The sequence below is a fragment of the Buttiauxella sp. genome (assembly GCF_049686335.1).
Classification (GTDB): domain Bacteria; phylum Pseudomonadota; class Gammaproteobacteria; order Enterobacterales; family Enterobacteriaceae; genus Buttiauxella.
The window spans coordinates 35,935-56,652 of the sequence record NZ_JBAVHX010000035.1; the positions used below are offsets into that span (position 1 = coordinate 35,935).

12 protein-coding genes and 1 tRNA gene are annotated in these 20,718 nt (G+C 49.5%); 6 read left to right on the plus strand and 7 right to left on the minus strand.

All coding sequences use genetic code 11. The annotated features are described in order from the left end of the window. Positions 1-167: 167 nt before the first annotated feature. The 4 genes from WBL83_RS20890 to WBL83_RS20905 form a co-directional block, all read right to left on the minus strand. On the minus strand, positions 168-2,399 hold the full coding sequence (locus tag WBL83_RS20890) for a hypothetical protein (protein ID WP_424590931.1): 2,232 nt from the start codon (positions 2,397-2,399) through the stop codon (positions 168-170). Next, positions 2,396-7,111: a hypothetical protein gene (locus WBL83_RS20895; RefSeq protein ID WP_424590932.1), complete on the minus strand. Its 4,716-nt coding sequence runs from the start codon at positions 7,109-7,111 to the stop codon at positions 2,396-2,398. Before WBL83_RS20895 ends, WBL83_RS20890 begins: the two co-directional genes overlap by 4 nt. Before the next feature lie 787 nt (positions 7,112-7,898). Next, positions 7,899-9,164, minus strand: coding sequence for a tyrosine-type recombinase/integrase (locus tag WBL83_RS20900; protein WP_424590933.1), 1,266 nt, complete (start codon positions 9,162-9,164; stop codon positions 7,899-7,901). A gap of 199 nt (positions 9,165-9,363) precedes the next feature. After that, positions 9,364-9,448: transfer RNA gene (locus WBL83_RS20905), tRNA-Leu, on the minus strand. A gap of 277 nt (positions 9,449-9,725) precedes the next feature. On the opposite strand from WBL83_RS20905, the gene WBL83_RS20910 reads away from it, so the two are divergent. The 5 genes from WBL83_RS20910 to sstT all read left to right on the plus strand — a co-directional run bounded on the left by WBL83_RS20910 (position 9,726) and on the right by sstT (position 15,209). After that, positions 9,726-10,745 (plus strand): HNH endonuclease, encoded by a 1,020-nt coding sequence (locus WBL83_RS20910; RefSeq protein ID WP_424590934.1) that lies wholly within the window; start codon positions 9,726-9,728, stop codon positions 10,743-10,745. Next, positions 10,745-11,323, plus strand: a complete 579-nt coding sequence (locus WBL83_RS20915; RefSeq protein WP_424590935.1) for a class I SAM-dependent methyltransferase — start codon at positions 10,745-10,747, stop codon at positions 11,321-11,323. The genes WBL83_RS20910 and WBL83_RS20915 overlap by 1 nt, the downstream gene beginning before the upstream one ends. 73 nt (positions 11,324-11,396) lie before the next feature. Further along, complete coding sequence (locus tag WBL83_RS20920; protein ID WP_424590936.1) at positions 11,397-12,395, plus strand: Gfo/Idh/MocA family protein; 999 nt, start codon at positions 11,397-11,399, stop codon at positions 12,393-12,395. A 258-nt stretch (positions 12,396-12,653) separates the two neighbouring features. Then, entirely contained in the window at positions 12,654-13,622 is a 969-nt protein-coding gene (locus WBL83_RS20925) for a TerC family protein (protein WP_424590937.1), read from the plus strand. Between the two features lie 342 nt (positions 13,623-13,964). Next, a complete protein-coding gene (gene sstT, locus WBL83_RS20930; RefSeq protein ID WP_424590938.1) occupies positions 13,965-15,209 on the plus strand; it encodes a serine/threonine transporter SstT in 1,245 nt (414 codons plus the stop codon). An 84-nt stretch (positions 15,210-15,293) separates the two neighbouring features. Here the strand turns inward: sstT and WBL83_RS20935 are convergent, their stop codons facing one another. The 3 genes from WBL83_RS20935 to uxaC all read right to left on the minus strand — a co-directional run bounded on the left by WBL83_RS20935 (position 15,294) and on the right by uxaC (position 18,842). Continuing rightward, a complete protein-coding gene (locus tag WBL83_RS20935) occupies positions 15,294-15,839 on the minus strand; it encodes a YgjV family protein (RefSeq protein WP_424590939.1) in 546 nt (181 codons plus the stop codon). Positions 15,840-15,926: 87 nt separating this feature from the next. Further along, complete coding sequence (locus tag WBL83_RS20940; RefSeq protein ID WP_424590940.1) at positions 15,927-17,414, minus strand: UxaA family hydrolase; 1,488 nt, start codon at positions 17,412-17,414, stop codon at positions 15,927-15,929. Between the two features lie 18 nt (positions 17,415-17,432). Next, a complete protein-coding gene (gene uxaC, locus WBL83_RS20945) occupies positions 17,433-18,842 on the minus strand; it encodes a glucuronate isomerase (RefSeq protein WP_424590941.1) in 1,410 nt (469 codons plus the stop codon). A gap of 489 nt (positions 18,843-19,331) precedes the next feature. Here uxaC and WBL83_RS20950 point away from each other — a divergent pair, with 489 nt between their 5' ends. Further along, positions 19,332-20,627, plus strand: a complete 1,296-nt coding sequence (locus WBL83_RS20950; protein ID WP_424590942.1) for an MFS transporter — start codon at positions 19,332-19,334, stop codon at positions 20,625-20,627. Positions 20,628-20,718 lie beyond the last annotated feature (91 nt).

A 20,718-nucleotide genomic window follows, 5' to 3' on the forward strand; every position in this document is an offset into this window, starting at 1 on the left:
AGATAATATGAAGGGCAGTATCAAGGGGATAAAATGGAATGTAATACGCAGAATTCACACCTATATTTCAAACAACGATAGTTAAAAAGTGAGCTGGGTCAACTCCCCCACCTTGAGTCGGTGGGGGTAGAATTCATGATGAGGGAGGCCGTAGGGTTACGGCCGTGTTAGTTCTCCACCATCAAACGAGCAAGCTTTGCAAAAATCGAACTCTTACTACTTTCGCCACTCCTGAGCATATCCAAGGTGAAGCTATTAAGGTAAGCGCCAGTTAACGGGTGATTAAATACATCTACGGCTTTGCCCCTGGCATCCCATATCAGCAGATTTTCCACCAGGTTAGGCCGTGCAATAGTAGGATTTGTAGGCTGAGCATCGCTCACCAGAACAAACACTCCATTCTCATGCGGTTGCAGGTAAATATGGTGATGCTTCATCTTTTGCGCTTTGGTCAGCGAGTCGTGTTTGGAACGGCCAGGTGATATCAGATAGGGCAATACATTTTGATCCGGTTTTGCTGAGCGGGTGATGGTGTACTCGTTAAATTTATCCCCTTTACGCTCCGTCAGCGCTTTTTCTTGCTCCTGATAAGCGTATGAATCGACGATATTAAGTTGCGCTGGGCCAATCAGGCGCGGCACGCGCACGCTGTTGTAGGTGGTAAGTAGGACATCTGCAGCGTGGTCGTAAAGATAGAAGCTTTTGTCGAATATTTTTTTTAACCGTCCCAATGGGGGATGATCGACCGATAACCAATCTAATTTACCTTCAGCGATCCCGGCATCAACAACCCAAAGTTGGCCATGCTCTACTTTCAGTTCAACATAGCCAAGCAGGGAATGATTGCTCTTCGTTTTGCGTACCGCATAGGCGGTATAGTGCCCGTCCGCCAGTTCTGGCAGTGGAATGTGATGCTGATTGAGTAAGCTCTCCTTAAACCATAGTTCGGTTTTTGTTCGGCGTGCCTTACTGTTTAGCAGGGTAACCGCTGACTTGAGGCGACTGTGAGATTTCGTAATTTCGATTTCGTATTGAGCAGGGTCGCTTACCAAGCGTTCATTAATAAAATCAATTGCATCCAACAATTTGCGATCAATATTTATACCTTGCAGGACCACAGGCAGCGGTTGCTGATTTAGCCACCCTTGCAAACGACCCAGCTTAAGCTGGGTATAAGTATCCCAATTGAGTTCAGATTGCTTCCGGGCGTCGGCAAAGGCTGCATAGAAATCACTGTACTCAACAGATTCATTATCTTGCTGACGGATGCTGTTGCTCCGCTCTTCATCTACGGCATTGAGCACCAAAATAGAAGTATTGGCAGGCAGCTCAGAAAAGCCGGTTTGCTGAGAATGTTTAAGCGACGCCAACGGCCAGAGTTGATATCCGGGGAACTGGATGGCTAATGCGTCAAAGAAATAAGCTTCTTGTGTGGCGCTGAATTCGACACCGTTATTAACCACCAAGAGCGTATTAGCCAGCTGTTGATCGAGGTCGGTAGCAAACTGATTGACCTCATGGGTGGCCTGAAATGGGATAGGCTGGTGTGGGATCTCTAGTTCACTGAGGCGCTCGCGGGCGGTATTCATAACCACGTTATAGGTGTAGGCCTGACATTCGCCATAGCCGCTTCGTTCACGGAAAAAGTCCAGTTTATTATCTCGGGCATCAAGTTTGCGCCGGGCTTTGAGTCGACGATTATCGATATTAAACCACACGCTGGTCTCATCCAGAGAGAGGTGCAACTCGTCCGCCGGTTCGACGAGAAATTTTCGTTTGTGCAGGGTAAAGGCGAGTTCGTTATATTCTGAGGCGTAAATGTCGAGTTCGAAGGCTTCCATCACTCCAGTGCCGCTTTTCTGCGTGACGGGCTGACTCAGGCGAGCGTTTAGATAGAGCGTTGAGTTGAAGTAGGTTGGCGGTACCGAAAAGCGCTCACTCGCTTTTTCCAGCATTACCATTTTCAAATGGAGGCTGAATAATCCCTGAATCAGGCGAGATAGGTCATAATTTTCAGCGGTGAGCTGCTGACAAAGCGTTTCAATGCGTTCTGCCAACGTCCTGTGAGCCGGGCTGTTCGGCGTAGTTGCAGGCGCCAGGAAAAAAAAGACGTGATGGTAATTTGGTAAGCAATGCAGCTCATATTTTACCTCCTGCCCGGCCTCCAACCCAAGCTTCTGCCGCACGCAAGATTTTACCTCCTGATGAATTCGCGCATAGTAATCAGCGGATTTTTCTTTTCGCTCTTTAGTAAAGCGCTGAACCATAAAGTCTATCGTATAGATATTAGATACAGGGGCCAATAGACGCTGGATGGTCGTCAGCTGATCTTCTTCAAGCTTGATCAAATTGGTACGGGCAATCGGAGTATCCGTCAGCTCATTCAGATTAGGGATCATGATGCTTTTCCTTTAGTCGGCAACTTTTCAACACCCAGCAGGGTTAGTAACATTGGGTTAATGTCCAAAGTCATGCGCAGTTTCGAGTTTTCCTGAGCACGTCCGCTCTCTCGATTTTTGGGCTGATAATACTGGTAGTCAGTTTGCAACAGGTTGAGGTAGTGGATCGTGTGATCCACGTTATCCTGCCACATCAGATTATTGGGATTCTGGCTGTAGGCGACATTCAGATAGACAAATCGAATGCGTTCATAGCGGCCTACCAGTGCCGCCTGGATCTGTTTCTGCCCCTCAGTATCCGCCTTTTGGCTGGCGATATTGCGAATTTGACTAATCTTGTTGCTGCTTTTCTCAAGCGTTTCTTCTGCCCGCGTCAAATCGTCCAACTGCGTCGCCCAGCGTTTAACGTCGATGCAGAGCAGGTCGTCACCTACTTCAATAAAGCGGTCAAAAAACTCATAGACCAACGGCGCAAGGCGCTCAAACACCTGCTGGTCGGTAAGAGGGGTCACCCCATAACGTTTCAGCACCTTATCAAAAAGATATTCACCGACATTGCCTTTAAGCAACGGAACCAGTCTGGGGTTGGGTACCCATTTTTTGAATGCCCTTTTCTGAATCTTGTCGCATTCACTAATCAACTCACCCACCAGGTTGCCAGGGGTATAATCGACATCGTTTCTGTACTGCGGGAAGAGGGTGAGCTCAGGCTGATATACTCTGGCACCGCCAGCGAAGTCCGACAGGGCGGCATAATTGCTGTGGGTAAGCCCATCCGGGCCGCGTTTGTGGCAAAGTAAAATAGTTTGATTCCCTTGCTGGCGATCGATAAACAGGGCGTCGTGGATGGACTGCATTTGTCGATTGGCGGCATACAAGGGATTGGCCTGGAGTTTTTCTAGCCAGCGCTGAGGATCTGTAAAGGAGTCAGGATCGCGGAATAAATTACACAGTGCGAGATAATCGACATTGCCAGCGCGTACCCTATTTATCCAGTCGGTTTTCAGGACTCGTTTATGAACTTCATCGATGCGACGACCATTCGCTACGATAGCTTGCTCAAACGTCAGCCGCTGTTCCGCATTACTGAATGACTGGCCCTGACTCAGTTTTTCACATTCCTCCATGAGCCGGTGGTTAAGCAAGGACATGCTTTCTGACACCACCTCGTTGCCGCTATCTTCATTGAGAGCGGCGAACTGGAATGCGACATAATGGAACACGTCGCGAGGTAAAAAGATTTCTGTTTTCAATAGGGTATCGCGACGCTCGACCCGGCCTACGGCCTGCACGACAACCTTGAACAGGCTCATATCATGTTCGGCCATCAGCAGGCGATAATTTTCACCTTGGGCGAAATTAACGCTGAAATCAGCCAGCTTGTGGATGGTAATATCGTCATCGGCGTAGTGTTTAAGTACGGTAACGTAGTTGGGTAATGTATTGAGGTTACCGCTGTTGCCCTTTACTTCGCTATAAAACGAAGAGTTGATGAGCACTAAGCGTTCAAAATCGACATCCAGACGCGGCGCGTTTGTATCATTAATATCGCCATTATGGTATTTAACGAAGTAGTTGAGGCCGGTGCCTGCACTTTTGTAGCTGCTCATAAATACCAGTACGGTGTTGCTGTTCTGGATATAAGTTTCTTGCCTGATATCTTCGACATTGGCCAACGGTGAATCGAAAAAGACCAAATGGATCGTGTGACGCCCTTTGAATGGGGTAAAGATCAGGATCTGGTCATGTTTCTTATCATTATCCGTTTTTTCATCGCAACGGGAGTGCATACCGTGCTGCTGGCGCCAGGTCGTCTGATGCGTGCGCCAGGCGCTGATAAAGGCCCGCTTAAACGCCCCTGAAAGTGACAGAATCAGGCTGTTTTTGCCCTCCCAGGCAGCAAGCAATAACGCTTCCAGCTCCCTGCGGTACTGGCGTCGTTTATAGGTACTTTTCAGGGCGTATTCCAAAGGCTTCTTCAGAGCGTCAAAAAAATTGTCATACGTCCTACGAAAGAGCTCACAGTTTTGGTAGATGTCTGTTAATTCCTCTTGTTCATCATCAAACACTTTGAAGTCGACGTTGCGGATATTGGCCCTCAACCTGCGTAATGCTTTAAGCGTGTCCATATCTGCTTTTTCGCGTTCTACGACTCGATAGCCCAGGTCACGGCTATAGCGTGCCAGGAATTGACGATTGAAGTTACCGTTTTTGGTGTGGCTAAAACCGCTGGTGGCGCTAAGCCCAATTACTTTATTGTGCGTGCTGGTTAATAAACGCAGCAGCATGGCTTCGGGCAACTCTTGTATCAGATCCATCTCAAACGCCAGAATAATTGTGCGCTCGGCTCCCCTGTTCACGTAATTGAGTTCAGCTATCGGCGTCATCGTGAATACGGTTTTGGGTTGCAGGTAAGTGTAGAAATGATTAATCAACAAGTTTTTATCGGTGGTGCGATCGAAGATATGTCGCACCACGCCGGCTACGTTATTGGCTGCGTCAACAAACTGGCCCAAAGGCGTATTCTGGCTGCTGGAGTTATCCTGGCCGCCGTTCTTTACCCAGCGCTTAAAGTGTCGGTTGGTGATTTCAGAGCAGGCGGCAAGGATGACGGAGACCAACTGGAACAGGTCGTGCAGGGTGGGATTGGTGTCACTGGCTTCATTTTCGACTTCGTAATACAGCTCGGTGCGCGTTATGTCGCCTTCGCTGTTGCGCATACGAATGCGTTTCAGCCCCTCTTCATTGACGTACATTTTGGGGTTAAAGCTGAACACGTTCCGGGTGATTGAGATGATGCGTTCAGCGGCGTCGCCGTTGACTTCAAATGCCCCTAACTGGTCGCGAAACATCTCCAGTATCGATCCCAGCGTTGTGCCGGGTGATAGTTCGCACTTTTCTGCCAGTAAATTGCGCAGAGTAGTGATGAATTTGACCATCTCTTGCTCAAAGGTCGTTTGCGATTCTTTGGGCTTGTTCCGGCGCTCAAGGCTGAGTACCGCGTTGTAAATACGTCCTGCGACGGAAATAACGTGTGCCAGGTTATTTTCCTGTGTGATCAGCTTTACATGGCATGTTTCTTCAAGGCGGGTGTAGGCTTCATGAAGTTCATCGATGATCACCGTAAAGCGAATATTTTTATGGCGAAAATGACAGTCTGGATTACGTCTGAAATGTTCGTCGCGAAGATAGGCAACCTGCCCGGCATGATCGACTGCCGCAACGGTGCTGATCTGTGGATCTTTGGGTTTCAGCTTACCGCCAATCAGCAGATCAAAGTCCACGGATTCAAAGCGCACACCTTCGCCTCTTTTACGAGGTGCCAGACGGTAAGTAGAGGTGTCGAACTTGTTAGTGGTCATTAGCAATACCGACGGGCGGTACTGGCAAACTTCGAAAGGTAATACCTGTTTGATAAGCTCGAAGTAGACTTCGTGTACGCTTATTTTCGGTTCTTGCTTTCCTTGTTTTCTTGCTATATCCGCATTTTGCATTCGTTCCTGGCGCGCCAGAAGTCCACGACGAATGTATTCTTTAATGGAGGCTTTTTCACTATCTGATCCAAATAGTGATTTACAGGCTGACTCAATTGTATTGCGGATGCTGTGACGGCAGTTTTTTAACTGCTCTTCAAGTATTTCTTTGTCATAGCTGGTATCTTGGCTGCTATACGTCGTTAGCTTTTTTAATTGCTCTTCACAACGATCAATTTGTGATACGTAATAATTGAGTGAACGCACAGCGCCGCCGATATATTTGCTGCTTTTTGCCCCTTCGTACCACTGAATATAGCGATCGCGGTTTTTCAGGCCAGAAGCCCAGTCCATAAAGTCAAGGTCGGCAATATCCTTACGAGAGAGAACGCAAACAAATTCGCCGCCAGAGGCAAGAATTTTATCTTTCTGGCTGCTGTCCAGGTCGATTTGTGATTTTTGCGGCGACATGAACAGCAGGTTGGTAAAGCCGCCTTCAGGAAACAGGTAATCTGGCTTTTGGGTTTTGGCGAAGCGCGCTAGATATTCGACGTACCCTTGAATCACTCCATAGCTTTTGCCAAATCCCGTGCCGTCGGAACTGAAAATGACCTCAGCGCCATCACGTTCATGCACGTGGTAAAGTTGAGAGACTTGGGCGCGGCAAGTATTAATATCTTCGACCAGCGTTATGTCAGGAATTTGTCTGGAGATGAGATCTTGCAGATTATTATTGATAGTCTTCTTTCCAACACGCTCACACTTACGGTAACTATTGATGGTTATTTGGCCGTTTTCGAGCAGAATCTTTTCCACCTGCATGGGGGCAAGATGCAAGGCTGTTGCGATTTCATTGATAGTATTGGACAGAGATTCGTGTGGATTGCTAATCGTGAAGTGGTTTAGCACCGCAGCAACGGTATCTGGATGCAATGCTTTTCTTAGTGTGGGAAAGGTGAGGCTATAGTCGTATAGAGCCAAATCATTGTTTATCTGGCAGCGAAACGGCTGTTTAGTGGGATCGCCTCCAGGACGGCTGGCAAATCCCAGAACACCGGCATCTTTTAGGCGAAATAACAGCGCTGCGGCATCGCGATTAGGTGAGTCAAATGCAGTGTGGAGTTGCTGGCTAAATGGCATCGTGGCATTAAGACGCTCATAGCTGACCAGTTCTGAAAAGCGCTGACGCACAAAGTTTAGCAGCCTACAGTCTTCCTCAATAGTCCAGTTCTTTCTCATTGTCTTCCCTTAATATAAATGACACCGCAATCACTTCGTAACGAGTTCAACATTAAAAGCGCGTATCCATACTCCTGCGTCAGCAACATCTCCGGTAAATATTCATCATATTTTTTCGAGATACCTTTCAGCGATGCTTTCGGTAAGACGAGACTAGGAAGGCAAACCTTCCTGAAGTACGCTGGCTAATCGCTGATCACGCTTCCCGGCATTATTCAACTATCGGCAAAAGTGGTAAGCATAAAACTGGAAGTAAGATTGTTAAAGGATACCGAGACTGGGCTGGAGAACAAGCATAAAACCATACTATTAAAATGGTTTATGCCGTATGACTGGGCGATCAATTGTCAGGAAAAGTTATATCCGTGAGACGCGTATAAACGATTAATTCTATCCTGAGCTTGGCGGAGACGGTTAGCAATAATGTCGGCAAATCCGTCTGGCTGTCGGAAGAATATACCGCCTTCAACAGCTGACTGATGATCCCCGGCGATGGCTGAGAACCGTTCGGCGTTGTCAGACAACTGTTGCAGGTTTCTGACAGTGACTAGAATAAAATCTACTCCCGGTACAGGCCAACGGCATTACTTACTCTAAACCACATTGCACATGGCCTCCGATGTAGCGAAGCAATTAAACAAAAGCTTTATCAGAATGTGTTGAACATGGTACTGAGGAAGGAAGCCTGTCTGGTGGCCACACTGCAGTTGGCGTAACAGTTCACAGTAAGCATGAAAGCCATTCAGTCATTTCACAGATAAATGGCTTTTATGCTGTTTATAACAAATCAGGATAATGGTTTATTAATTGTTGCATAGTCAAAAGGTGATATGACCTCATTGCGATTCGCATCCAGATAATCAGCCCACGACTGCACCATCAGCCTGCGCTCCCCCAGATGCTCGGCCTTATGAATATAAGCAGCACGCACAGAATTACGTTCCTGGTGACTCATCTGCCGTTCGACCGCATCCCTCGACCACAATCCTGACTCAATTAATGAACTACATGCCATAGTCCTGAAACCATGCCCGCAAACCTCAACCTTCGTATCGTAGCCCATCACCCGCAGCGCCTTGTTCACCGTGTTTTCACTCATGGGTTTACGTGGATCATGATCGCCAACGAAGATCAGCTCACGATTTCCACTCATGCTTTTGATCTGTTCCAGAATGGTCAGAGCCTGGCGTGATAAAGGAACAAGATGAGGAGTACGCATCTTCGATCCTCGATGTGAATGCTTCACACCTTCCAGTGGCTCACGCTCTCCCGGAATCGTCCACATTGCAGTATCAAAATCGACTTCTGACCAGCGAGCAAAACGTAACTCACTAAATCGAATGAAGACTAACAACGTCAGCTCGACAGCTAAGCGTGTTAGTGGTCTGCCGGAATATGTGTCGATACGATGAAGTAGTTCAGGAATGCGATTAAGTTCTAGCGCAGCACGATGCTTTCGTTTAGCTGTGGCAACTGCTCCAGCGATCTCTTGTGCGGGGTTGTAATCAATTAAACCGCTTTGCACGGCAAATCGCATAATTGCTGTTGTTCGTTGCTGTAGACGCGCCGCCACTTCAAGACGCCCAGACATCTCTACGGCTTTGATGGGAATAAGTAAATCTCTGGTTTTTAACTCAGCGATATTCCGCTTACCAATCGCATCGAACAGATTATCTTCCAGACTTTTAAGGACACGGGCACTATGGGACTCAGACCACTTTTGATTGCTAGCGTGCCAGTCTCTGGCAACAGATTCAAAAGTGATGACCTCTTTAGCCTGTTCTTCTTTTACTGCACGCTTATGCTCACGAGGATCGACACCGGCAGCAACAAGCCTCCTGGCCTCTTCCCTCTTTTGACGAGCATCAGCCAGTGACGTTTCGGGGTAAACACCAAAAGCCATCAGATGTTGTTTACCACCAAAGCGGAAACGAAAGCGCCAGTATTTGGAGCCGTTAGGGTGTATCAACAAAAACATGCCATCGCCGTCTACTAGCGAGTATTCCTTTGCTTCAGGTTTTGCCGAACGCACCTTGGTATCAGTCAGGGCCATGAAGGTATTCCTTCCATATGCTGCCGTGAGTATATAAGCGTTATCGAACCAGCATATATACTCGGTTCTATACTCACAAGCATGTTGATGTGGGGTAACTCAGATTGACGTCGGTTGACTGAAAAGCGGGGCTAAGCCTTGCGGGGACTGGATTTTAGGCATAAAAAAAGACCTCAGTTGAGGTCTATTTACATACATATGGTGCCGAAGGCCGGACTCGAACCGGCACGTCTTTCAACGGTTGATTTTGAATCAACTGCGTCTACCGATTTCGCCACTTCGGCACGAAGAGGTATGCGGAAAACGATGTGGATTATACCTGTAGCTCGTCGCCTTGCAAGCTCCATTCTGCCTTCTGTGTACTGAGTGCTGAAAAAAACAGCGCATCATCAATTCGTTGCCCTTTCGGGCTAGCCCTTCGCTTCCTGCCCTGCTTCACAAATTCACTAAATCTATTGTTCCCAGGTTTACATCACCTTTCATTTGTTATGTGATCCCGTTACGGGTTTCAGTAACCCATCTCCCCTTCTGCATTGCCAAACCGTAAACAGGACATTGTGTATGCGTTTTTACCAGGTCAATCCTGCGCTGGAAAATTACTGGCGTGGTGTGATCCTTTTTGGGAACAACTTCGCAACTTACAAGTTTGCCCTGGCACATGCGCTATATGATGTGGAACGCCACAACACACTCATTTTGCTTGAAGATTTAGCCGTACCGTTCAGCAAGCACATATGCGCGCATTTGAAGCAATCACCAAAACAAATCCTTAATACCAGCAAACCGGGTAAGTTTCTTTCCGCCTGTATGCAGTTCAATAATGGTGAGATTTCAGAAAATGCACTGCGTCTGGCTACGGTTAAACATGGTTTTTCGGTGGTGCTTAATGCTTTTCACAACGTCAGTGGCGGGCCCATTGATAAGCAGTTTTTCATCAATGAACACCGTACACATAAAGGCATCCGGCTGACTGATGAGTTTTATCAACTAACAGAAACGCCGCAGTTCCATAATCTGGCGCACGAAACGGATGCTCGCTGGCGGTTAGTCGAGAAAGCGTGGGAGATGAACTTGCCGCCACAGCTGTTGGATGTCCATTATGATCCGCAGCAAGAAACGCTGTATACACTGCTTAATAACTCGCGAATTTCACTCACCAGTTGCCGCAACAGCCTGAATGGCTACCAGAAAGGCCATTGTTTTTACTGTAATACGCCCATCAGTCTGAAAGCGGGGCCACTGCTGGCGGAAGTTGATCATTTTATCCCTCTGGTGGCACAGCAAGGTATGCCGGGGGTTAATCTTAACGGTGTCTGGAATCTGGTCCTGGCATGCCAGTGCTGCAATCGCGGTGAAAATGGTAAGCATGCGCGAGTGCCACATATTGATTTGCTATATCGTTTGCACGACCGAAATGAATACTTCATTAACAGCAAGCTGCCATTGCACGAAGCAATACTAAATCAGACAGGGAATAATGAGCAGAAACGTAAGATGTTCTTGAACACTAAGTGGAATGCAGCACTGGCCTGCCGTCTTAGGATTTGGAAGCCATCAGAAGTGAGAGAGTGGATTCTTTAATGACCCTGAATTATTACCAAAACAACGCCCAAACCTTTTTTGATGGCACGGTGAATGTCGATATGTCTTCGCTGTACGAATCCTTTACCCGACATTTATCGCCTGGCGCGAGAGTGCTGGACGCTGGTTGTGGCTCCGGGCGCGATGCTAAGGCATTTCATGAAATGGGTTATCAGGTTGATGCGTTTGATGCCTCGTCAGAGATGGTGGCTTTAGCGAGCCAACATACGGGTTTATCTGTTCAGCAGATGACTTTTTCGGATGTGGATGCTCAACAACAATACCACGGGATCTGGTGTTGCGCGTCCCTGCTGCACGTCCCCGCGCAGGAATTACCGACCGTGATACAGAAGCTTGCGAACGCGCTTAAAACTAGCGGCATCTGGTACGTGTCATTTAAGTATGGCGACGGTGAGCGCGAGAAGGATGGTCGCCAGTTTACGGATATGAACGAAACCAGCTTCAGAACGTTACTGCAGAGCACATCAGAAGTAGAAATTGAAACGCTGTGGAAGACACACGACAAACGTCCTGAGCGCGATGAAATATGGCTGAATGCACTTCTCACAAAACGCTAGCCCACCACTGGTTTTCCCCATACATCGTGATAGTCTTTCAAACACACCCCGCCTTCGGAGATAGCACCCGTTTATGATACGCCTCGCTGTTATTGGAACTAACTGGATCACCCGTCAGTTCGTCGATGCTGCCCACGAAAGTGGCAAATATAAACTCACCGCGGTCTACTCCCGCTCGCTGGATCAGGCGCAATCCTTCGCCAGTGATTATCTGGTGGAACACCTTTTTACCGATCTTGATGCGATGGCAAAAAGCGACGCGATAGATGCGGTTTACATCGCCAGCCCGAATTCCCTGCACTCTCCGCAATCGCTGCTGTTTTTGAGCCATAAAAAGCATGTGATTTGTGAGAAGCCACTGGCGTCTAATTTGCGTGAAGTGGAAGCGGCGATTGCCTGCGCACGCGAAAACCAGGTCGTGTTGTTCGAAGCATTTAAAACTGCCAGCCTGCCGAACTTTATCGCCCTGCAGCAAGCGTTGCCCAAAGTGGGCAAGATCCGTAAAGCGCTGCTCAGCTACTGTCAGTACTCTTCGCGTTATCAGCGTTATCTGGATGGTGAGAACCCAAATACCTTTAATCCGACGTTCTCTAACGGCTCGATTATGGATATCGGTTTTTACGTGCTGGCTTCTGCCGCAGCGTTGTGGGGCGAACCTAAATCCGTCCACGCCACGGCATGCCTTCTGGAAAGTGGTGTCGATGCACATGGTTCGGTGCAACTGAATTATGGTGATTTCGACGTAAATCTGCTGCATTCCAAAGTGAGCGATTCGGTTATCCCAAGTGAGATTCAGGGCGAGGCCGGTTCACTGGTCATCGAGAAAATCTCTGAATGCCAGCGCATCACTTTTATCCCGCGTGGCGGAAAACCTCAGGATCTGACGCTACCGCAGCATATCAATACTATGCTTTATGAAGCCGAAGTCTTTGCTCGTTTGGTTGCCAACAACGAAGTGAATCATCCTGGGTTAGTCACGTCGCGTATCACTGCAGCGCTAAGTACGGAAATCCGTGCGCAAACTGGCGTGAAATTCCCGGCGGATGAAGTGTCTGCACATTCACCTGCCTGATATATCGGCGTAAAGCTGTGTAAACCGAAGGGCGGAATGTTGACGAAATGTGTCAGATATAATATTTTCCCGCCCGCAAAGGGGAGTAACTTCATTGTCGGTTAATCGTCATTACGGTGTGCAAACACCCGGTTACCGAGCAACGTTTAAAACGTTGTAAGTGAGACCTTGCCGGAAGGCGAGATCCCTGTTGCAAGCATTAGCGGCTGGCGTCTTCCGACGTTGGCCGTTTTTGTTTTGTTTGAAGGAAACCCTTTTATGAATAGTGTTGGCACTCCATTACTGTGGGGCAGTTTTGCTGTCGTGGTCCTTATTATGTTGGCCATCGACCTGCTGCTTCAGGGTCGCAAAGGCTCACACACCATGACCATGAAGCAGGCGGCCGTGTGGTCCCTGGTTTGGGTTACGCTTTCGCTGCTGTTTAATGCGGCATTCTGGTGGTATCTCACCGGGACATCTGGCCGTGAAGTGGCAGACGCTCAGGCGCTCGCCTTCCTCACCGGTTATCTGATTGAAAAATCCCTCGCGGTCGATAACGTTTTTGTCTGGTTGATGCTGTTCAGCTACTTCTCTGTGCCTGCAGCTTTGCAGCGCCGGGTGCTGGTTTACGGCGTGCTGGGCGCGATTGTGCTTCGTACCATTATGATCTTCGCGGGTAGCTGGTTGATTGCCCAGTTTGAGTGGCTGCTGTATGTGTTCGGCGCCTTCTTGCTGTTCACCGGTCTTAAGATGGCGTTCTCGAAGGAAGATGAAGGCGGTATCGGTGATAAACCGCTGGTGCGTTGGATTCGCGGCCACCTGCGCATGACGGATAAAATTGAAGGCGAAAGATTCTTCACCCGTCAAAATGGCGTGCTGTTCGCAACACCGTTGTTGCTGGTGCTGATCCTGGTTGAACTGAGTGACGTGATTTTCGCGGTCGACAGTATCCCGGCTATTTTCGCCGTTACGACTGACCCGTTCATCGTGCTGACATCCAACCTGTTTGCCATCCTCGGCTTGCGTGCAATGTACTTCCTGCTGGCAGGCGTGGCTGAGCGCTTCACTATGCTGAAGTACGGTCTGTCGATTATCCTGATATTTATCGGTGTGAAGATGATGATTGTCGATTTCTACCATATCCCTATCGCGATTTCGCTGGGTGTGGTCGGTGGCATTCTGGCGTTAACGCTTATCATCAACGCTATCGTGAACTACCGTAACGATCAGAAGAAACTGGCGAAGTAACACGCCATGCTGCGTGTTTTTCGGATGTCGGAATGCTTACCCGACCGTCAAAACTGACCGTATCCAACCCCGCTTCGGCGGGGTTTTTCTTTTTGTGGCACGCAATGCTGGCAAGTCAATCAGAGACATTAGATTTACTGAACAATTTGTAGCTAATGTCACATATTTGTTAATGATTAGTTATAAAATCTAGTCCACACCGTAATTATCAGTGAATACCACTTACTACCCTTCGACATTTCCTTATACTCCACCAGGCAAACGCAATAATTACATCCAGTCAGTAAAGTGCCTCAGAGTACAGACTGGGATGGGACGACATACAAAACAGGAAGGTTATTCATGGCTACACAATCCCAAGGTCTTATCAAACGGCTGGCGCAAGGCAGTCTGGTCAAACAAATTCTCATTGGACTGGTGCTGGGTATCGCGCTGGCTGCCATTTCAAAACCCGCAGCCATTGCCGCTGGGTTGCTGGGTACATTATTTGTCGGTGCGCTAAAAGCCGTCGCGCCAGTGCTGGTTTTGATGCTGGTCATGGCATCAATCACCAGCCATAAGCACGGTCAGAAAACCAGTATTCGCCCGATTCTGGTGCTCTATCTTCTGGGGACGTTTACCGCTGCACTAACCGCAGTCGTGGTGAGCTTCCTGTTCCCTTCCACGCTGCATCTGGTGACTGGCGCAACCGATATCACCCCGCCATCAGGTATTGTGGAAGTTCTGCGCGACCTGCTGCTAAGCATGGTGGCCAACCCGATTCACGCGCTGCTGAACGCAAACTACATCGGTATTCTGGTGTGGGCTGTGGGTCTGGGCTTCGCGCTGCGTCATAGCAATGAAACCACCAAAAACCTGGTTAACGATGTCTCCGACGCGGTGACGTTCATGGTTAAAGTGGTGATTCGATTTGCGCCTGTCGGTATTTTTGGCCTGGTCGCCTCAACACTTGCCACCACCGGCTTTGACACCCTGTGGAGCTACGCACAACTGCTGCTGGTTCTGGTGGGCTGTATGTTCGGCGTGGCGCTGGTCATCAACCCGCTGCTGGTGTTCATCAAGATTCGTCGCAACCCGTACCCGCTGGTGTTCGCTTGCCTGCGTGAAAGTGGCGTCACTGCCTTCTTCACCCGTAGCTCTGCGGCTAACATTCCAGTCAACATGGCGATGTGTGAAAAGCTGAATCTGGACCGCGATACCTATTCCGTTTCTATTCCGTTGGGCGCAACCATCAACATGGCGGGTGCTGCTATCACCATTACCGTGCTGACGCTGGCGGCGGTGAATACGCTGGGTGTACCGGTTGATTTGCCAACCGCGCTGTTGCTGAGTGTGGTGGCGTCGCTGTGTGCTTGCGGGGCATCGGGTGTGGCGGGCGGTTCTCTGCTGCTGATCCCACTGGCTTGCGGCATGTTTGGTATCCCGAATGAGATTGCCATGCAGGTGGTTGCGGTTGGCTTCATCATCGGCGTATTACAGGATTCTTGCGAAACCGCACTGAATTCCTCAACCGACGTGCTGTTTACTGCGGCGGCTTGTCAGGCAGAAGATGCACGCCTGGCGAATAACAACCCGCTACGCGGTTAATGCTCTAAGCTCCCTGTCTTACAAGGCAGGGAGCAGATATTTTTCGGCTGGTGCTACGCTTAACCGGCCTACAAAAGAGCTTCATCATCCCTCTTGTTGCTGTACTTCTTTTTCGACTTTAAACGGATCAATTCCCCGCTTTTGCATGCGCCAGAAACGAATGATGTTCAGGCCATTCATCACCAGAAAACTCCCTTCGATTAACGTGCCGCCAATCGAGCCCAACCAGAAGTTATGCGTCACCCAACACGCCGTGGAACACCACATCACGCAACGTGTGGTCAGCCCTGTACAGCGGAATAATGCCCAGGTACTGGCGACGGTGCCGAATATCGGCAGCAATTCCATCGCGTGGTTAAATTTAGATAATCCCAACCCAAGCGTCAGCGCGATAAAAATCCCCATCACCCACAGGCTGCGAGTGCGCAGGGAAATCACGGTTCGGATTGCGTTAAGTTCCGCGCTCATCCCGGCCGGGCTTGCGCCCATCAAAAAGAAGTGGATACCGATGATGGCGCTGTAACCCGCCAGTTGAAGCTTGAAACGCCGTTCATCACGGTTGATGAACGTGGTAATGCCAACCACAAAGGCGAGAACGCCGACGCCCTGGGCAACCCAATACGCGGTCATGACTAATCCTTGAGAGTAAAACGAGGCGAAAAAAAACGGCATTTTGAAAAACAAAATGCCGTTTCATGTTAACACCAGGCAGACTATTTACAACGTGACGCCGCTTTTAAAGATTGCCAACTCGCGGAAATCATTGCGTTCATTGCAGGTCTTTTTACCGTTCGCGATATCGACAATGGTGTCGATAAACTCGGTCAGCAAGGTGTTCATATCGCTGCCGTGCAGCAGTTTGCCGGCGTCAAAATCGATCCAGTGTGGCTTTTTGGTTGCCAGTTCACTGTTGGTGGCGATTTTAACGGTTGGCACGAAACCGCCGTACGGTGTGCCGCGTCCGGTGCTGAACAGCACCATATGGCAACCTGCACCGGCAAGAGCACTGGTGGCAACGGCATCGTTACCTGGTGCGCTTAACAAGTTCAGGCCAGGCGTTTTCAGGCGCTCGCCATAACGCAGGACATCAACCACTTCGCTCTCACCGGCTTTTTGCGTACAGCCGAGAGATTTTTCTTCGAGCGTGGTGATACCGCCAGCTTTGTTCCCTGGTGATGGGTTCTCGTAGATCGGCTGGTTGTGTTCGATAAAGTATTGTTTGAAGTCGTTCACCATGGTGACGGTTTTTTCAAACGTGGCTTCGTCGCGGCAATGGCTCATCAGAATGCGTTCAGCGCCAAACATTTCTGGGACTTCCGTCAGCACAGTCGTGCCGCCATTAGCCACCATGTAGTCGGAGAAACGCCCCAGCATTGGGTTAGCCGTAATACCGGACAAACCGTCTGAACCGCCGCATTCAAGGCCGAATTTCAGTTCGCTGATTTTGCCTGGCTCGCGCTTATCATGGCGCATCACTTCATAGAGGGCTTGCAGCTGCTCAAGCCCGGCCTCCACTTCGTCGTCTTGCTGCTGGCAAACCATGAACTTCACGCGAGACTCATCGAACTCGCCCAACGTTTCGCGGAAGGCGCTCACCTGGTTGTTTTCACAGCCCAGGCCAATCACCAGTACCGCACCCGCATTTGGGTGGTGCACCATGTTTTGCAGCATGGTGCGAGTGTTGATGTGGTCTTCGCCCAGTTGCGAGCAACCGAACGGGTGGCTGAACAGGAAGACACCGTCGATATCTTCGGCGTCGTTATTCTGTTTCAGGAAACGGCTCTGGATCTGACGCGCGATGCCGTTAACACAGCCCACGGTTGGCAGGATCCACAACTCGTTACGCACACCCACAGCGCCGTTTTCACGACGGTAAACGCTCACTTCGCGGTCTGCCGCCTGGCTTGCAAGAGACTGGAAATCAGGTTGATAGCTATACTCATCCAAATCGTTCAGATTAGTACGCGCGTTGTGTGAGTGAATGTGCTCCCCGGCTTCGATCGTCGCCAAAGCATGGCCAATCGGTAAACCGTATTTAACGACGTTCTCACCTTGCGCAATGGTAACCAGCGCAAATTTATGGCCACGAAGCACCGGCTGGCGCAGTGTAACTTCTGCACCTTCAACGGTAACGACTTCACCTTCAGCCAGGTCCACTAACGCAACAGCGACGTTATCTTGCGTATGGATCTTGATGTATTGCATATCAACCTCAAAGCCTGATTAGTTCAGTTCAATGCCAAAGTAGTCTCGGGCGTTGTTAAAGCAGATGTTTTCTACCATGCTGCCCAGCAGTTTGATGTCTGCTGGCGCTTCGCCTGCTTCCACCCAACGGCCAATCATCTGGCACAGAATGCGACGGAAGTATTCATGGCGGGTGTATGACAGGAAGCTACGGCTGTCAGTCAGCATACCCACAAAGCGGCTTAACAGACCCAACTGCGCCAGCTGCGTCATTTGACGCTCCATGCCATCTTTCTGATCGTTGAACCACCAACCGGAACCAAACTGCATCTTGCCTGGCATACCTTCGCCCTGGAAGTTGCCGATCATGGTACCCAGCACTTCGTTATCGCGCGGGTTCAGGCAGTACAGGATAGTTTTTGGCAGTTCATTGTTTTCGTTCTGCTTGCTGAGCAGGCGAGAAAGTTCTTCAGCCATCGGACGGTCATTGATGGAGTCAAAGCCCACATCTGGCCCCAGCAGTTTGAACTGACGCAGGTTGTTATTACGCAGTGCGCCAATGTGGTACTGCTGAACCCAACCGCGACGGGTATATTCCGCAGCCAGCCACACCAGAACCGCAGTTTTGAACTGGGCAACTTCGTGCTCGCTTGGGGTTTCGCCGGAAAGACGACGCGCCAGAATGCCATCGAGTGTTGATTCGTCTGCTTCGGCAAACAGCACCACGTCTAATGCGTGGTCAGAAACTTTACAGCCATGTTCTGCGAAGTGATCCAGACGCTTGCTCAGTGCAGTTTGCAGATCGCTGAAACGACGGATGTCGGTATCAGACACTTCTGCCAGCTTGCCCATGTATTCAGCAAAGGTCGCTTGTTCGATGTTGAAAGCTTTATCCGGGCGCCAGCTTGGCAGCACTTTGGTTTCAAAGGCATCAAGTGCGATTTGGCGATGGAAACGCAGATCGTCGATTGGGTCATCAGTCGTCCCGACCATTTTGACGTTCATCTGCTTCATGATGCCACGAGCAGAGAAGCTATCCTGAGTCAGCAACTCGTTACATTCGTTCCAGATTTCATCGGCAGTGGTTGGAGACAACAGTTTGCCAGTGATACCGAACGGACGACGCAGCTCGAGGTGAGTCCAGTGATACAGAGGGTTACCGATGGTGTGTGGCACCGTTGCAGCCCAGGCATCGAATTTCTCGCGGTCAGTCGCATCGCCTGTACAAAGACGCTCTTCCACACCGTTTGCACGCATCCCGCGCCACTTATAGTGATCACCTTTTAACCAGATGTCATACAGGTTTTTGAAGCGGTAATCTTCGGCAACTTGCTGCGGCGGTAAGTGGCAGTGGTAGTCAAAAATTGGCTGATCGGCTGCAAACTCATGATACAAACGGCGAGCAAATTCGGTATCCAGGAGAAAATCTTCAGTCATAAACTGGGCCATTGTAGGGTTCCTCTGTTCATAGCAGTTCGATGCTTACGCATAATGCAAATAAAGTTATCACACCAATTTCCAGAGACCGAGTGGATTTTTGAGGTATTCGTCACAAAAACCACACTTTTATTGTTAATATTATGTATGAAAACCACCCGTATCCCGCGTCAGTTCTGGCCTGAAAGCCCCTTCTACCTTGGAGTGAGCTGATCGACACTTTTGTGATATCACTCAACTTTTAAAGCTGTATGACAAGTTATCTTCCTGCCGTCGCAATATGAAAGTAATGGAATTACAGCAGACGCTGGTTTCACGAACAGCGCATCACGGTACGGAAACCGGAGTTGCCAATGACACTTTATTTTTATGGCAAGGTACGGGTCGTACTGGGTAATACCCCCGGTTATGAACCCTCTAACAGAACAAGCGCTCTGGCAGCAGTGCCGGACGTACAACCGTACAATGTGCGGTTGTCTAAAAGACGGGATGAAATTCAAAATGCGAAAGATTAAAGGCTTGCGCTGGTACATGATTGCCCTGGTTACCATGGGCACCATACTGGGTTATCTGACACGTAATACGATTGCAGCGGCTGCGCCAACTTTGATGGAAGAGCTGCATATTTCCACTCAGCAATATTCCTACATAATCGCCGCTTACTCAGCTTGTTATACCATTATGCAGCCTGTTGCTGGCTACGTGCTTGATGTACTGGGTACTAAAGTGGGCTATGCCTTCTTCGCAGTTGCATGGGCAATTTTCTGCGGTGCAACGGCACTCGCAGGAAGCTGGGGTGGTCTGGCAATCGCTCGTGGCGCCGTGGGTGCTGCTGAAGCGGCGATGATCCCTGCTGGCCTGAAAGCCAGTAGCGAATGGTTCCCGGCTAAAGAGCGTTCTATCGCAGTAGGTTACTTCAACGTCGGTTCTTCTATCGGCGGCATGATTGCTCCGCCATTAGTGGTTTGGGCGATTGTGATGCACAGCTGGCAGATGGCGTTCATCATTTCTGGTGTGCTGAGCTTTGCTTGGGCAATGTGCTGGTTAGTCTTCTACAAACACCCACGTGACCAGAAAAAACTGTCTGATGAAGAACGTGAGTACATCATTGGCGGCCAGGAAGCACAGCACCAGACCGAAAACAGCAAAAAAATGAGCGCCTGGAAAATCGTACAGAACCGTCAGTTCTGGGGTATTGCTCTGCCACGTTTCCTGGCAGAACCAGCCTGGGGTACTTTCAACGCCTGGATCCCGTTGTTCATGTTTAAAGTGTATGGCTTTGACCTGAAACACATTGCGATGTTTGCCTGGATGCCAATGCTGTTTGCTGACCTGGGTTGTATCGTTGGCGGCTACCTGCCACCCCTGTTCCAGCGTGTATTCGGCGTGAACCTGATTGTATCTCGTAAGATGGTTGTGACCATGGGTGCGATTCTGATGATTGCTCCAGGTACCATCGGCCTGTTCACCAGCCCGTACGTGGCAATCGCTCTGCTGTGTGTTGGCGGCTTTGCCCACCAGTCACTGTCTGGCGCACTGATTACACTCTCTTCTGACGTGTTTGGTCGTAACGAAGTGGCAACGGCGAACGGCCTGACCGGTATGGCGGCATGGACTGCAAGTACCATGTTTGCTCTGGTGGTCGGCGCACTGGCTGATACCATTGGCTTCAGCCCACTGTTTGCTGCTCTGGCTGTGTTTGACATCCTCGGTGCTATCGTTATCTGGACCGTGCTGAAAAACAAACCAATCAGTGAATTGAACGACGAGCAAAAACCGAAACAAGCGCTCGCTTAATCGGCCTCTCTATTCGCATTCAAAGCCGCCTTAATGGCGGCTTTTGTGTATCTGGAATATGGAGCCTAACTCTGAAAAGTGGTATAACAAA

Coding starts and splice junctions, on each gene's coding strand:
- WBL83_RS20925 (WP_424590937.1), top strand. CDS start 12,654: ATGAATAGTGTTGGCACTCCATTACTGTGGGGCAGTTTTGCTGTCGTG.
- WBL83_RS20900 (WP_424590933.1), bottom strand. CDS start 9,164: ATGGCCCTGACTGATACCAAGGTGCGTTCGGCAAAACCTGAAGCAAAG.
- WBL83_RS20910 (WP_424590934.1), top strand. CDS start 9,726: ATGCGTTTTTACCAGGTCAATCCTGCGCTGGAAAATTACTGGCGTGGT.
- uxaC (WP_424590941.1), bottom strand. CDS start 18,842: ATGGCCCAGTTTATGACTGAAGATTTTCTCCTGGATACCGAATTTGCT.
- WBL83_RS20950 (WP_424590942.1), top strand. CDS start 19,332: ATGCGAAAGATTAAAGGCTTGCGCTGGTACATGATTGCCCTGGTTACC.
- WBL83_RS20890 (WP_424590931.1), bottom strand. CDS start 2,399: ATGATCCCTAATCTGAATGAGCTGACGGATACTCCGATTGCCCGTACC.
- WBL83_RS20940 (WP_424590940.1), bottom strand. CDS start 17,414: ATGCAATACATCAAGATCCATACGCAAGATAACGTCGCTGTTGCGTTA.
- WBL83_RS20920 (WP_424590936.1), top strand. CDS start 11,397: ATGATACGCCTCGCTGTTATTGGAACTAACTGGATCACCCGTCAGTTC.
- WBL83_RS20915 (WP_424590935.1), top strand. CDS start 10,745: ATGACCCTGAATTATTACCAAAACAACGCCCAAACCTTTTTTGATGGC.
- WBL83_RS20895 (WP_424590932.1), bottom strand. CDS start 7,111: ATGAGAAAGAACTGGACTATTGAGGAAGACTGTAGGCTGCTAAACTTT.
- WBL83_RS20935 (WP_424590939.1), bottom strand. CDS start 15,839: ATGACCGCGTATTGGGTTGCCCAGGGCGTCGGCGTTCTCGCCTTTGTG.
- sstT (WP_424590938.1), top strand. CDS start 13,965: ATGGCTACACAATCCCAAGGTCTTATCAAACGGCTGGCGCAAGGCAGT.